The organism is Sphingomonas radiodurans, assembly GCF_020866845.1.
Classification (GTDB): Bacteria; Pseudomonadota; Alphaproteobacteria; order Sphingomonadales; family Sphingomonadaceae; genus Sphingomonas; species Sphingomonas radiodurans.
This window is the reverse complement of sequence record NZ_CP086594.1, coordinates 2,716,805-2,730,738: the sequence shown is the minus strand read 5'-3', so window position 1 is coordinate 2,730,738 and position 13,934 is coordinate 2,716,805. Positions and strand designations below refer to the sequence as shown.

The window sequence follows — 13,934 nt, the reverse complement described above, 5'->3', positions numbered from 1 at the left end:
CATCCCCCGCGACAGCCGGGATCCAAATCCGCGAACCGCGCAGCTCTTGCCCACGTCAGCGTTTCTGGACCCGGCCTTCGCGGGGATGACGAATCTCGCCTGGCGGCAGCCTTAAGCCGCCTTAAGCCGCGGCGGCACCTTCGTGGTCGTCGATCCGCTCGCCCTTCAACAGCCGCTTGGGCGCGCTCTTGTAAAGCTTGAAGTCGCTGAACGGGTCGGTGACGATCTTGGTCGCCCAGACCAGCCCGGTTTCGACATCGCGGATGAAGAACAGCTGCACCGAGCGGAAGACAATCGCGCCAACGCCGAGGATCAGCCAGCCGATCCCCACATGGCGTAGATACGCCTCCGTCCCGTCCGGGCGCTCGAGCGTGCCGAACAGCGTTGGCTGGATCAGCAGCACCACCGGCACCGAAACCCACAGGCTCATCAGCACCCATTTGCGGAACAGATTGTAGCCGACCTTGATCTCTTCCTTGTGCTCGTGGCTCGCGTCGTTGGCGTGGTCGTAGCCTTTGGGCTCGAAGAAGAAGTGGCCCGCCTGCCGGCTCGTCATCGCGACACCCCAGGCGAGCAAGCTTGCCACCGCGGGATCGACCCACAGGATGACATAGGCGACGAGAAATGTGCAGGCGCTGACGAAATGCAGGCTCTGGTTGACCAGGCTGTGATGGTAGAAACGATGATCATCCCACCGCTGTTCGGCGAGCTGGGCACGGAAACCGGTCATCAGGCATGTCCCTCGGGGCTGGTCTTGGCGAAGCGTACGAGCGAGAAGTGGCCGAGCGGCGGCAACGGGCGATGTTCGGCGAGACGAATGTCGCCGCGCGTCTTCATCCAGTCGGCGTAGCGGCTCCACGGAAACTCGGTGCGGAAGCCGAGCCGGCTGGTGACGGGCATCAACGTGCGCTCGATCGCGCCGCGCATTCCCGCTCCCGCGCCGACGCGCGTGGTGATGACGATCTCGCCGCCCGGGCGACAAATACGCGCGAACTCATCGAGGGCGCGCTCGGGATGCGGCACCGCCGTCACGACATATTGCGCGACCACCACATCGAAGCTGTTGTCCGGAAAATCGAGCGCCTCGGCATCGCCGACCGCGATCAGCTCGACATGATCGAGCTTCTGCTCGCGCACCCGCGCACGCGCCTTGTCGAGCATCGCGTCGGACAGATCGACGCCGACGATCCGGCAGTTGCGGGCATATTGCGGCAACGAGATCCCGGTGCCGACGCCGACTTCGATGATCCGCCCGCCGATCCGCTCCGCTGCGTCGATCGCCGCCGAGCGGCCCTGTCGAAACACTGGCCCGAAGACAAGATCATAGATCGGCGCCCAGCGATCGTAGGCGCGCGTAACGCCGGCGGTACTCATTTGCGTCGCCATACTGATACGCTCCGATCGATCCGGCTTGTTCGCTAGTGTTCATTTGCCATCGCAGCGGTGTGTTGCAGTCTCACGACTGATCGATTGCGAGTTGATGTCAGTGCGTCACTGGAACTGCTGGGCTCGCTGCGCTTTCCGATCAGTTGAAGGAGAGTCAGGCTGCGGATCGCGACCTATAACGTCAATGGCGTAAACGGCCGCCTGCCGGTCCTGCTGCGCTGGCTCGAGGAGGCGCAGCCAGACATCGTCTGTCTTCAGGAGTTGAAGGCGCCCGACGCCCGCTTCCCGGAAGCCGCGATCCGCGAACACGGCTACGACGCGATCTGGCACGGGCAGAAAAGCTGGAACGGGGTGGCGATCCTTAGCCGCGTGGGATCGATTCACGAGACCCGCCGCGGCTTGCCCGACGATCCCGATCCGGCGCAGAGCCGCTACATCGAAGGAGCGGTCAACGGCGTGATCGTTGCGGGCCTGTACCTGCCCAACGGCAATCCTCGGCCAGGCCCCAAGTTCGAGTACAAGCTCGCCTGGTTCGATCGCCTGATTGACCATGCCGCGACACTTCTGGCCAGCGGCGCCCCCGTTGTGCTCGCCGGCGATTTCAACGTGATGCCGACCGAGCGCGACGTGTACAAACCCGAACGCTGGCATGAAGACGCCTTGTTCGCCCCCGAGGTGCGCGCCCGCTTCGCCGAACTCGTCGCGCAAGGTTGGACCGATGCGATCCGCCACCTCCATCCGGGCGAGACGATCTACACCTTCTGGGATTATTTCCGAAACGCCTACGCTCGCGACGCTGGATTGCGGATCGATCATTTGCTGCTCAGTCCGTCGCTCGCCCCAAGCTTGAAGGCGGCCGGGGTCGATCGATCCGTCCGCGGTTGGGAAAAGACCAGCGACCACGCGCCGACCTGGATTGAGCTGGGCGAAGGCACGTAACGCGTTGCACCTGCGGCGACTTGCGCTAGGGCGCGCGCCATGAACGTCGATCTGTTCGATTTCGACCTGCCTACCGATCGCATCGCGCTGCGCCCCGCCGCGCCACGCGATTCCGCGCGCCTCCTCGTGCTCGACGGCGATGCGACGCGCGACCGGATTGTCTCCGATTTGCCAGGCGAACTGCGCCGCGGCGATCTTCTGGTGTTCAACGACACGCGCGTCATTCCGGCGCAGCTCGAAGGCACGCGCGGCGCAGCGCGCATCGGTGCGACGCTGCACAAGCGCGAAGGGCCGCGGCGGTGGCGCGCCTTCGTGCGCAACGCCAAGCGGCTGCGCGATGGCGACACGATCGATTTCGGCAACGGCGTTCTCGCGATCGCGGTCGACCGCGCGGAAGACGGCAGCTTCGCGCTCGAGTTTGCCGGCGAAGACCCTGTTGAGCTGCTGCTGGAACGGGCGGGACGCATTCCCTTGCCGCCGTATATCTCCGCCAAACGCCCGGTCGACCCCCGCGACTCTGCCGACTACCAGACGATGTTCGCGCGCGAACCCGGCGCCGTCGCGGCCCCCACCGCCGCGCTGCATTTCACCCCCGGCCTAATGGCAAGCCTCGACCAGGCGGGTATCGGACACACCACGCTGACGCTGCACGTCGGCGCCGGCACCTTCCTGCCGGTGAAGGCGAGCGACACGAGCGTTCATGCGATGCACGCCGAATGGGGCCGCATTGATGCTGACACCGCCAATCGCCTCAATGCCGTGCGCGCCGCTGGCGGCCGCGTCATCGCAGTCGGCACCACTTCGCTCCGCCTGATCGAAAGCGCCACCAGCGAGAACGGCATCGTCGGCGCATTCAACGGCGACACGTCGATTTTCATCACTCCGGGCTACCGCTTCCGTGGCATCGATGGTCTGCTGACCAACTTCCACTTGCCCCGATCGACCTTGTTTATGCTGGTTTCTGCGCTGATGGGGCTCGATCGGATGCAAGCTGCTTACGCCCATGCGATTGAAAATGAATACCGTTTCTATTCCTACGGTGACGCGTCGCTGTTGCTTCCCTAGCCGCGTATCACAGTGGGTGGGCATCGATAGGTTTCGAAGAGGCCCCCATTTTCGCAGCCCTGCTAACACTGGATGCAGCCGACGCGGCGTCGCCCGCGGCAGGTCAAGCGACAAGCGTGAGTGGCGAATGCGCGCTCAACTGTTGTGCTGCGCTCGCGTGGCGGACGTGTAATGTTTGATTTCTGCCCGCTGAATAGCGGGAACAGGTCTGCGGATAACGGCTACAGCCGCCAGGTGAGCCTGCCAGCCCGGCTTTGGCACCGACTCGAGGCCTGATTTGGCACTACCTATTCTAAAGACCCTGCGCGCCGATTTCCCGGCGTCGATTGTCGTGTTCCTGGTGGCGCTGCCGCTGTGCCTCGGTGTAGCGCTCGCCTCCGGGGCACCGCTATTCTCCGGCGTCATCGCCGGTATCGTCGGCGGTGTCGTCGTCGGCGCGCTGTCGAAGTCGCCACTGTCAGTAAGTGGTCCGGCGGCCGGCCTGACCGTCATCGTCTTCGCAGCAATCGAACGACTGCCGACATTCGAGGCGTTCTTGTTGGCGGTGATGCTGGGTGGCGTGATCCAGGTCGCGCTTGCAGCGACACGGTCGGGCATTGCTGCTGAATTTGTCCCCTCCTCAGTGATCACTGGCATGCTAGCGGCGATCGGATTGATCCTGATCCTGAAGCAAGTGCCGCACGCACTCGGCTATGACGGTGATTTTGAAGGCAGTTTCGAGTTCTGGCAGGAGGATGGCAGCAACACGTTCACGGCAATCAGCACGGCGATCCGTCAGCATCTCTCGCCCGGCGCCGTATTGATCGCGCTGATCAGCCTGGCCTTCCTGTTCTGGTGGGAAAAGGCGCGCCCCAAGGAAGGCCCGCTGCGCTTCGTGCCCGGCCCGCTTGTTGTCGTCTTGATAGGTGTTGGCGGCAACGCGCTGCTCGGTCTCATCAATCCGGCCTGGCAATTGGGCGAGAGCCATCTCGTACAGGTGCCGATCGCAAGCAGCTTCGGTGAGTTCACTTCCTTCTTTGCGACGCCCGATTTTTCACAGATCGGTTCCGGCGCTGTGTGGACCACGGCAATCACGCTCGCGATCGTCGCGAGCCTGGAGTCGCTGCTCAGCGTGAAAGCCGTCGACGAGCTAGACCCGCAGCGCCGCACGACGCCGAAGAACTGGGAGATGATGGCGCAGGGCGGCGGCAATATCGTCTCTGGCCTAATCGGCGGCCTGCCGATCACGTCGGTGATCGTGCGCTCGTCGGCGAATGTCGATGCCGGCGCGCAGAGCAAGCTCTCGACGATCATGCACGGAACGTGGTTGCTGCTTAGCGTGGCGCTGATACCGTTTCTGCTCAATCTGATCCCACTCGCTGCGCTCGCCGCGGTACTGATCGCCACCGGCTACAAGCTTACAAAGCCCAAGCTCTTCACGGACCGCTACAAGCAGGGTTGGACGCAGTTCGTACCGTTCGTCATCACGATCGCCGCAATCTTGTTCACCGATCTGCTGATCGGCATCGTCATTGGCTTAGGCGTCGGCTTCATTTTCGTCGTGGCGCGTAACTTCCGCTCGGCGATCACGTTCGTCTGCGATGACGGCGATTGCCTGATCCGTGCGCGACGCGACCTATACTTCATGCATAAGTATGAGTTGCAGAAAAAGCTCAACGAAGTTCCTGACAATGCCTTTTTGCTGATCGACCTTTCGTCCACAAACTACGTGGATCTCGATAACGTCGAAGTCATCAATGCCTTCATCAAGGCCGCCGGATATCGCGGCATCAAGGTCTCGGTGCGCGGCGACATCGCGGAGCGTAGCGCGCCGCTCATCAACGCACCGACCTCGGGAACTCGTTTCGCATGAAAAATTACAAGCAGTTGCTACTCGCTAATCGTGCCTGGGCGATCGAGCTTGTCGAAGAAAAGCCCGACTTCTTTGAACGCCAGGCGCACGGCCAGAACCCCGAATTCTTGTGGATTGGCTGCTCCGACAGCCGCGTCAGCCCGGAACAGATGACGATGTCGCCGTCGGGCGGCATGTTTCTCCATCGAAACATCGCCAATTTGGTTAGCGCTGATGACCTGAACCTCATGTCGGTTCTGCAATATGCCGTGACCGTGCTCGGGGTGAAGCATCTGATCGTGTGCGGCCATTACGGCTGCGGCGGGATCAAGGCAGCGCTTGACGGCGGCACGACGGGGCCGGTGGATGAATGGCTTCAGACCGCTCGAAACGTCGCCGAAGCTCATTGGGAAGAACTGGGAAGCCAGCCGACGCCGGAAGCCAAGGCCAATCGCTTCGTCGAGTTCAACGTACGCGACCAGCTCGTCAATCTAGCACGTACCGCGACCGTACAGGACGCGTTCGCGAAGAAGCAGGATCTCTGGCTGCACGGCTGGGTTTACGACATTCGTGACGGCCGCATCAAACCGCTGATGGAGATCGACCGCGATACGACGCTGGAGGAAGTACCTCATCCGCGTCGCGTGTTGCTCACCAACGACGAGATCGCAGCGGCTCCACCAATATCGGGCTGATACAGCCAGCTGCCAGCATGGGTTGCAGCAATCGGCTTCGCAACCCCGCTGTCAGCGGGCGGAAACGATCGTCGCCTGGCGGAGCGCCAGCCGCCATTGGCCACCGTCTTTGCGCCACAAATCGGTAAAGCGGCGGCGGACGGGCACGCCAGCGGCCGGATTGGGCGGGCGAGCAACGACCAGCTCGTCGCCCATCAATACGACCATGCCGTTGCGAACGCCCGCATAGTCGAGCGTTCGATCGTAGCTGACGTAGCTGATCCGCCCGCTGGCGTTCAGCCGCGCAGTAGCCCCACCATCGGAAATCGAATTCTGCGGATTGTTGACCACGAGATCAGGCGTGAGAAGCGCCGCAAAGGCCGCGTGATCATTGGAGATCACGGCTGCGTCTAGCTTCTCTACCGCGGCAAGTGCGGCCGCTACCTCAGGGGACTTGGCAGCAGCGGCCACCGTTGGAGTGGCCGCCTTCCATTCCGCCTCAGCCGGCCCGGCGGCGAGAAGACCAACGCCCAGCAGCCATGCTGCACCCCTGCTTCCGATCACGGCCGCGCTCCCTTGGATTCGCCACCGAAAGGTACACCAATTCGGCCTTGCGATCACCCGCTCAGAAGGATCAGGAGGTCGCCTCCGCCATAAGTGCCTTCGCTTCTTGCCCGACCCAATCCATTGCCCCGCTCACCCGCCACAGCTCGCGTCCCTTCGCGTCGAACAGGATCGTCGTTGGCAGGTTCACGCGATAATGCAGGCTGAGCCCCATCTCCGGATCGACGTAGGGCTTCAGGTGCGTCAGCTTTCGCTCCGCGAAGAACGGCGCGACCTTCTCGCGCTGCATGTCCTGGCTCACGGCGAGCACTTCGACCGCGCCGCCAGCCGCGGCGTCTAGGCTGGGCATTTCCTTGATGCATGGCGCGCACCACGTCGCCCACAGATTGAGCAGCACCGGGCGGCCGCGGAAATCCGCCAGGGTCACTTTATTGCCGGCCGGATCGAGGAAGGCCAGCGTCGGCGCCGCCTCATCCTTGTGCGACCGATCGACGGCTCCGGCTGCAGGCGCCGCTGCCTCGGCGCGTGGCGCGACCTCGTCCGGCGCCACTTCATCTGCCGTGATGACGTTCGCTTGCTCCGGCGCAGGCGTTTGCCTATCGCAAGCCGCGGTCGCGAGCGTTGCGACGAGGAGAAAGACAGTTCCCGAGCGCGATGGCATGAGCGGTTCCAACCAGATGTGGGGCGGCCGCTTCGCCGAAGGGCCGGCGGCGGTGATGCGCGAGATAAATGCCTCGATCCCCTTCGACAAGCGGATGTGGCGGCAGGATATTCGCGGCAGCCAGGCGCATGTCGCGATGCTCGCCAAGCAGGGCATTGTCGCCGGTGACGACGCCAAGGCGATCGCGCGGGGGCTGGAGCAGGTCGCCGCGCATTACGAGGCGAACGGCGTCGCCGAGGATCTCGCGCTCGAAGACATCCACATGCAGACCGAGGCGCGGCTCGCGGACGCCATAGGGCCGACGGCTGGCCGCCTCCACACCGCGCGCAGCCGCAACGATCAGGTCGCGACCGATTTCCGCCTCTGGGTGCGCGATGCGATCGACGAAACGTCGGCAGCGCTCGTCGCCTTTCAGCAGGCATTGCTAATCCGCGCCGAGGAACATGCCGCGAGCGTGATGCCCGGCTTCACCCACCTCCAATCCGCGCAGCCCGTCACGCTAGGCCATCACTTGATGGCATATGTTGAGATGATGCGGCGCGACACCAGCCGCTTTGCGGATGCGCGCCACCGGATGAACCTGTCGCCGCTCGGCTCGGCCGCGCTCGCGGGTACCGGCTTCCCGGTCGATCGCCACGCGACCGCCTCGGCGCTGGGCTTCGACGGGCCGACGCGCAATTCGCTCGACGCAGTGTCGGACCGCGACTTCGCGATCGAGTATCTCACCTGCGCCGCACAGACCGCGCTACATCTCTCGCGGCTGGCGGAGGAATTCGTGCTCTGGGCGTCGCAGCCGTTCGGCTTCGTCAGCCTCAGCGATCAATGGTCGACCGGCAGCTCGATCATGCCGCAGAAGCGCAACCCTGACGCCGCCGAGCTGGTGCGCGGCCATGCCGGGCGGATCACCGGCTGCCTCGTCAGCCTGATGGTGACGATGAAGGGGCTGCCGCTGGCCTATTCGAAGGACATGCAGGACGACAAACCGCCTGTGTTCGAGTGCCACGACCTTCTCGGACTCTGCCTCGCCGCAATGACCGGGATGGTCGAAAGCGCAACCTTCCGCACAGATCGCATGCGCGGGCTCGCTGAGAGCGGCTATGCCACCGCTACCGATCTCGCCGACTGGCTAGTGCGCGAGGCGGGCGTTCCGTTCCGCGAGGCGCATCACATTACCGGGCGTGCGGTGGCGCGCGCGGAGGTGCTCGGCGTGCGGCTCGATCAAGTGCCGATTGATGACCTCGTGGCGATCGACGCGCGGATTGATGATCGCGTTTATGGCGTGCTGTCGGTCGATGCATCGGTCGCGAGCCGGACGAGCTTCGGCGGCACCGCGCCTGACAATGTTCGCGCGGCGATCCGCGAAGCACGCGAGGCCCTGACATGAAGCGCAGCATTCTGATCCTCGCCGTCCTGCTCGCCGGTTGCGGGGCGGCGCGCGGGATGAAGCCTGCGGCGGGCGAGCAACTGCCGCCCGCACCCTATGGTGCGACCGCAACGCCGACGCCGAACGACCTGCTCACGCCGAAGATCCAGGCCCGCCCGTCGCGTAGCGACGATCTGCTGCGCAATTCGGAAGAGCGTCGCAGCGACGAATTCGATCTTCCACCAAGGTAATCATGGATCATTTTGCTCTAGTTGACGGCGAGCTTCATTGCGAAGCAGTGCCGCTGTCCCGTATTGCGGCCGAAGTCGGCACGCCGGTCTACGTCTATTCTACCGCTACTCTTCGGCGGCATGCGCGGGTGTTTCGCGAAGGTCTGAAAGATGCCGGCGGCGTCCATCTTGCTTATGCGATCAAGGCCAATCCGAACATCGCGGTGCTGAATGTGCTGGCGCGCGAGGGTTATGGCGCGGATGTCGTGTCGGGCGGCGAGATGGCGCGGGCGCTGGCGGCGGGAATGGCTGCAAAGGACATCGTCTTTTCCGGCGTTGGCAAGACGCGCGCTGAGCTAAGCCGCGGACTTCAGGCCGGAATCGGCCAGTTCAACATTGAGCTGGAAGAGGAAGGCGCGGTCCTGGCGCAGCTTGCCACGGCGCAGGGGATAACGGCGCAGGCAGTGCTGCGCGTCAATCCCGACGTCGACGCGGGCACCCATGCCAAGATCTCGACCGGCAAGCGCGAGAACAAATTCGGCGTGCCGATCGGTGAAGCCGCAGGGATTTTCGCGCGCTTGTCGGAGCTCAGCGGGATCAATTTGCGCGGTGTAGCGGTGCATATCGGGAGCCAATTGCTCGATCTCGCACCACTCGAAGCCGCTTACGCGCGAGTCGGAGAGTTGGTCGCCGAATTGCGCGCGGCGGGGCATGCGATCAGCCACGTCGATCTCGGCGGCGGGCTTGGCGTCACCTACCGCGCGGGCGACATGCCGCCGACCCCGGCGGATTTCGGTGCGATGGTCGCGCGGGTGACCGCGGATTGGAACGTCACGCTGATGTTCGAGCCGGGCCGGGTGATCGCGGGCAACGCCGGCGTGCTGCTGACCGAAGTGATCTGGGTGAAGCCCGGTGTCAGCAACCCCTATGTCATCGTCGACGCGGCGATGAACGACCTTGCGCGACCGGCGCTGTACGATGCGTGGCACGATTTCGAAGCGGTGCGCCCGAGCGGCAAACGGATGATGGCGAACATCGCCGGGCCGGTCTGCGAGACGGGCGACACCTTTGCGCGCGATCGCGAGATCGACGCGGTGCGCTCGGGCGACCTCGCGATCTTCCGCACCGCTGGCGCGTATGGCGCGACGATGGCTTCGACGTACAATTCGCGGCCATTGGTGCCCGAAGTGCTGGTCGATGGTGATCGCTATGCCGTCGTCGCGGATCGCATCGCGGCCGAGACGATCCTCGCCGCCGAGCGCGTGCCGGACTGGCTGTGAGCCTGCACAGCCTGCCGATTTTCGTGCGGCTTCGGGGGCGTGCCGTGATCCTGGTGGGCGACGGCGAGGCGGCGGCGGCCAAGCGGCGTTTGCTGGAGCGCGCCGGGGCGGTGGTGGTATCGGAGGACTTCAGTTCGGGGAGTCCGTCAAAACCACCGTTCGTGCCGAGCGAAGTCGAGGCACCGATGTCGGGCGAGGCGCTCGGGACGAACGGAGGGGGGAATGCGGCCGACGATTCTCCCCGCCTCGCGATCGTCGTCGACGACGAGCCCGCGGTCGCCCGCCTCAAGGCGCGCGGGATCCTCGTCAACGCCGTCGATCGGCCCGAGCTTTGCGACTTCACCCTGCCCGCGATCGTCGATCGCGATCCGGTAATCGTCGCAATCGGAACGGGTGGCGCGTCCGCTGGGCTGGCCGCAGCGCTGCGCCAGCGGCTGGAGGCATTGCTGCCCGCGGGGCTCGGGCGCCTCGCCGACGGACTAAACGCCGCGCGCGCCGCTTGGCGGACGCGCTATCCCGACGCGGGAGAGCGCCGGCAAGCGATCGCCGCGGCGCTCGCGCCGGGCGGCGCTTATGATCCGTTGCGCGCCGTTGAGGCGGCTGAGCCCGGTTTTCCGCCGGAAACTGACCAAGGTGCGGTCGGCGAGGTCGTTGCGATGCTGCTCGCCTCCCCCGACCCCGACGACCTCACGCTCCGCCAGGCCCGCCTGCTCGCCAACGCCGATCGTGTGACGCATGGCGCCGATGTGCCGCCCACGATCCTGAACCGTGCGCGCGCCGACGCGGATCGCATCGCCTGCCCGGCTCCCCTCCCCGCCCTGCCCGGCTTGACGGTCGATGTGAGGATGGCGTGAGCGGCTTCGGGTATCGCGTCGATGGCGACACCGCGCGCAAGATCGAGATCAAGGACGCGCTCGGCTGCGGCGCGGCGATGGTGTGGGTGCATCTGTCGACCACCGCCGAGCACGCGCAGGCGTGGCTGCGCGACGAGGCCAAGCTGTCGGAATATATCGTCGAAGCGCTGACCGCGAACGAGACGCGCCCGCGTTGCGAAGCGTTCGACGACGGCGCCTATCTCAACCTGCGCGGCCGGACAGAAGAGCCGCTCGATCCGTCGGACATGCTCGCCTCGGTCCGCATCTGGGCCGAGAAGGGCCAGATCATCTCGGTAACGCGCAAGCACCTGCTCGCGACCGACATGGTCGAGCATGAAGTCACGAAGGGTCAAATCCGCGATCCCGGCGACCTGATCACCGGTTTCGCCACCGCGATCACCGCCGATCTCGACCCGGTGGTGGCGGATCTCGGCGACGATCTCGACGATTGCGAACAGCAGCTCGATACCGCGAGAGTATTCGAGCTGCGCCGCAACGTGACACGCGTCCGCGTCGAATCGATCAACTATCGGCGCTTCTTGAACCCGCAGCGCCAAGCGCTCGAGCGGCTCGCGACGCTGCCCGGCGATTGGCTGGGGCCGGACGATCGCGCGCATCTTGCCGCCGCGGCTGATCGCGCGGCGCGCATGGCGGAGGAACTCGAGGCGATCCGCGAGCGATCGAGCCTGATGCACGAAGCGCTAACCGATCTGCGCGCCGAACAGCTCGACCAACGCGGACTGGTGATCTCAATCGCCGCGATGGTGTTCCTGCCGCTGACGTTCCTGACCGGGCTGTACGGGATGAACGTGGAAGGGTTGTGGTTCGCGAAAGAGCCATGGGCGTTCGACGCGATCGTCGGGCTATGCGTGCTGATCGCGGTGGGCGTGACGGTGTATTTCGTGGCGCGGCGCTGGTTTCGTTAACTTAAATCCTCCCCAAGCTCGCTTGGGGAGGGGGACCGCGCCCGCAGGGCGTGGTGGAGGGGTAGGTTTGTGGGGCCGTCACGCCTGGCCAGCGCTCCACCATCCGCTTTGCGGATGGTCCCCCTCCCCGAGCTTCGCTCAGGGAGGATTTATGAGTTCAAGCCGCGCGGGCGGTTTTCCAGGCGGCGCCGATTTCCTCGAATGTCGCAGCGACCTCGCGGAACGGAGCGCCGTCGTGTCCCAGGCTGGCTTCGATCACCTGGCGACGCGCGCCGGCGTAGAGCCGCGACAGGGTGACCGAAACGTCGCCGCCCTTTTCGAAATCGAGGCCAGCCTCCAGCGCGAAAAGGATCGCAGTCGCGCGGGTCACGCGCTCGCTCTTAACAGCGAACTTCTTGCGCTCGGCCGCCCAGGCCGCGACGCGCAGCGCCTGGCAAAGCTCCTCGTACAGCAATTGCACCAGCGCTGGGCCATCGGCATTCGCGGTGCGGCCAGCGAGGTCGATCTGGCGATAGGTCTGCGCCGGATCGCGCAGCATGGCGGACGCATAGGCCATCAGTTGTCGCCGTTCGTCCACTGCTTGATCTGGTTTTCCATGAACGTCATCGTCGATTTATAGGCCGCGACGCGCGCGTTCATCGAGGCGAATTGCTGAGTCATCCGGGTCGTCAGCTTTTCGCGCTGCTCGGCGATCTTGTCCTGCTGATCGGTCAGATCGCTCTTCGACTGATTGTAGCGCGTGGTCGATGCGCCAAGGCCATAGAGTGTGCTCGTCGCGTTGAGCTTCACCGAATTCATCGCGGCCATCAGCCCCGATCCGTCGGACGAATTGGAGAAGATCGCCTCGAGCGCCGCCGGGTTGCTCGCGATCACCTTGGTCAGCGTGTCGCTGTTGACCGATAACGTGCCATCGCGGTTCGTGTTGACGCCGAGTTCCGCCAACGTGCGCGGGGTGCCGGGCGCAGCGCCGGGCAACAGGTCGCGCGTCGTCAGCCCCTTCAGGCTGCGCAGCAGGTTCTGCGCGCCCGAATCACCGCGTAGCTCGCCGGTGATCGGATCGGTCTGCTTCTTCAGCTCCGCCATCACCGTGTTGTAGGTAAACACCACGTCCTCGACCGCATTGGTCAGCGCAGTGGTGGGAGCCGAGGACGACAGCGTCACCGCCGTCGTCGAGGTGCCGACCAGATCGAGCTTCACGCCGGCGACCAGATCGGTGACGCTGTTGCTCGCCCGCTCGACGGGAATTCCATCGACCGTCAGCTTGGCATTCCCGGCCGTGCTGGTCAGGTTCATCCCGCTCGCGCCGGGGCCGACGTTCACCTGCGACAATGCGCTGTCGGGGTCGTCAGCGGTCAACGTGAACGCCTTGGCGGTGCCGGTCTCGCCTTTGAGCGACAGGAATGCCTTGCCGTCGGCATCGGTGACGACCGATGCGGTGACGCCGGCCTTCTTGGCGTTGATCGCCGCGGCAATGTCGGTGAGCGAGCCGGTGGTGACGTCGATCGAGATCGTGTCCTCGGCGCCATCGCCATCCGCGTCTGTGCCGGTCACGCCCGTCCACGCGCCATCCGTGTCGTAAGTGGCGGTGCCGAGCTTGAGCGTCAGCGTGCCGGTGCCGAGCACGGTATCCTTCGTGGCGACACTGGCGTTGCTGACCGCGGTCTGCGCGGTGGCGAGGCGATCGACGCGGATGCTGCCGGTGAGGCCAGTGAGCTTCGCGCCCGAGAGTGCCGTGGCGGTGAGGACAGCGTTGTTCGAACTGGCCGGCTGTGACTGGAGCGATCCGCCCTTCACCAGCGCTTCGAGCGCCGAGGCGAAATCGCTAATCGCGCTCTTCAGGGTCGAAACACCCGACAGTTGCGTGGTGAGCTTTTCCGATTTGGCGGTGAGCGTAGCGGTCTTGGCGGCGAACTGCGCCTCGACGAGGCCAGTCACCAGCGCATCGGTATCGACACCCGAGCCGGTGTCCAGCGACGTCAGCAGCGCACTGGCGGCCGACTTGGTGACGCTGGTGGTCGTCGGCGTCGGCGTGGTGGTGCTGGTAATGGTGGCCATTATGCTTCCTTAAACGGCCGGAGGCGGTGGAGGTTTAGGGGTTTTGACCTCTAACCATCCTCCCCATCGCAGATGGGGAGGACGA

Annotated in this window: 15 protein-coding genes; 9 read left to right on the top strand and 6 right to left on the bottom strand. The window is 64.9% G+C overall.

The window, feature by feature from the left end; all coding sequences use genetic code 11:
• Positions 1-121: 121 nt before the first annotated feature.
• Both LLW23_RS12780 and LLW23_RS12775 read right to left on the bottom strand, forming a co-directional pair.
• The gene (locus LLW23_RS12780; RefSeq protein WP_228945892.1) at positions 122-730 is read right to left on the bottom strand and encodes a hypothetical protein; all 609 of its coding nucleotides are present in this window, start codon (positions 728-730) and stop codon (positions 122-124) included.
• Positions 730-1,374, bottom strand: a complete 645-nt coding sequence (locus tag LLW23_RS12775) for a class I SAM-dependent methyltransferase (RefSeq protein ID WP_228945891.1) — start codon at positions 1,372-1,374, stop codon at positions 730-732. The genes LLW23_RS12780 and LLW23_RS12775 overlap by 1 nt, the downstream gene beginning before the upstream one ends.
• A 171-nt stretch (positions 1,375-1,545) precedes the next feature.
• Between LLW23_RS12775 and xth the strand changes: the two genes are divergently transcribed.
• The 4 genes from xth to LLW23_RS12755 all read left to right on the top strand — a co-directional run bounded on the left by xth (position 1,546) and on the right by LLW23_RS12755 (position 5,916).
• On the top strand, positions 1,546-2,325 hold the full coding sequence (gene xth / locus LLW23_RS12770) for an exodeoxyribonuclease III (protein WP_228948577.1): 780 nt from the start codon (positions 1,546-1,548) through the stop codon (positions 2,323-2,325).
• A 39-nt stretch (positions 2,326-2,364) separates the two neighbouring features.
• On the top strand, positions 2,365-3,390 hold the full coding sequence (queA, locus tag LLW23_RS12765; protein ID WP_228945890.1) for a tRNA preQ1(34) S-adenosylmethionine ribosyltransferase-isomerase QueA: 1,026 nt from the start codon (positions 2,365-2,367) through the stop codon (positions 3,388-3,390).
• A gap of 277 nt (positions 3,391-3,667) precedes the next feature.
• Positions 3,668-5,242 (top strand): SulP family inorganic anion transporter, encoded by a 1,575-nt coding sequence (locus tag LLW23_RS12760; protein ID WP_228945889.1) that lies wholly within the window; start codon positions 3,668-3,670, stop codon positions 5,240-5,242.
• Positions 5,239-5,916, top strand: coding sequence for a carbonic anhydrase (locus LLW23_RS12755; RefSeq protein WP_228945888.1), 678 nt, complete (start codon positions 5,239-5,241; stop codon positions 5,914-5,916). The genes LLW23_RS12760 and LLW23_RS12755 overlap by 4 nt, the downstream gene beginning before the upstream one ends.
• 51 nt (positions 5,917-5,967) lie before the next feature.
• Here the strand turns inward: LLW23_RS12755 and LLW23_RS12750 are convergent, their stop codons facing one another.
• Both LLW23_RS12750 and LLW23_RS12745 read right to left on the bottom strand, forming a co-directional pair.
• The gene (locus LLW23_RS12750; RefSeq protein WP_228945887.1) at positions 5,968-6,459 is read right to left on the bottom strand and encodes a nuclear transport factor 2 family protein; all 492 of its coding nucleotides are present in this window, start codon (positions 6,457-6,459) and stop codon (positions 5,968-5,970) included.
• 70 nt (positions 6,460-6,529) lie between these two features.
• Positions 6,530-7,120, bottom strand: a complete 591-nt coding sequence (locus LLW23_RS12745) for a TlpA family protein disulfide reductase (protein WP_228945886.1) — start codon at positions 7,118-7,120, stop codon at positions 6,530-6,532.
• Positions 7,121-7,136: 16 nt separating this feature from the next.
• Between LLW23_RS12745 and argH the strand changes: the two genes are divergently transcribed.
• Genes argH through LLW23_RS12720 form a run of 5 tightly spaced genes read left to right on the top strand, consistent with a single transcriptional unit; the run spans position 7,137 to position 11,794 of the window.
• Positions 7,137-8,504 (top strand): argininosuccinate lyase, encoded by a 1,368-nt coding sequence (gene argH, locus LLW23_RS12740; RefSeq protein WP_228948576.1) that lies wholly within the window; start codon positions 7,137-7,139, stop codon positions 8,502-8,504.
• A complete protein-coding gene (locus tag LLW23_RS12735; protein WP_228945885.1) occupies positions 8,501-8,734 on the top strand; it encodes a hypothetical protein in 234 nt (77 codons plus the stop codon). Before argH ends, LLW23_RS12735 begins: the two co-directional genes overlap by 4 nt.
• Positions 8,735-8,736: 2 nt before the next feature.
• Positions 8,737-9,993, top strand: a complete 1,257-nt coding sequence (gene lysA, locus LLW23_RS12730) for a diaminopimelate decarboxylase (RefSeq protein ID WP_228945884.1) — start codon at positions 8,737-8,739, stop codon at positions 9,991-9,993.
• Positions 9,994-9,995: 2 nt separating this feature from the next.
• Positions 9,996-10,847, top strand: coding sequence for a precorrin-2 dehydrogenase/sirohydrochlorin ferrochelatase family protein (locus tag LLW23_RS12725; protein WP_408642047.1), 852 nt, complete (start codon positions 9,996-9,998; stop codon positions 10,845-10,847).
• Positions 10,844-11,794 carry a CorA family divalent cation transporter gene (locus tag LLW23_RS12720; protein WP_228945882.1) on the top strand — a complete coding sequence of 317 codons (951 nt, stop codon included), beginning with the start codon at positions 10,844-10,846 and terminating at the stop codon, positions 11,792-11,794. The genes LLW23_RS12725 and LLW23_RS12720 overlap by 4 nt, the downstream gene beginning before the upstream one ends.
• 157 nt (positions 11,795-11,951) lie before the next feature.
• Here LLW23_RS12720 and LLW23_RS12715 read toward each other — a convergent pair whose 3' ends face one another.
• Together LLW23_RS12715 and fliD are read right to left on the bottom strand one after the other, a co-directional pair.
• Positions 11,952-12,350, bottom strand: a complete 399-nt coding sequence (locus tag LLW23_RS12715) for a flagellar export chaperone FliS (RefSeq protein ID WP_228945881.1) — start codon at positions 12,348-12,350, stop codon at positions 11,952-11,954.
• Positions 12,350-13,849 (bottom strand): flagellar filament capping protein FliD, encoded by a 1,500-nt coding sequence (gene fliD, locus LLW23_RS12710; protein ID WP_228945880.1) that lies wholly within the window; start codon positions 13,847-13,849, stop codon positions 12,350-12,352. Before fliD ends, LLW23_RS12715 begins: the two co-directional genes overlap by 1 nt.
• Between the last annotated feature and the right edge of the window lie 85 nt (positions 13,850-13,934).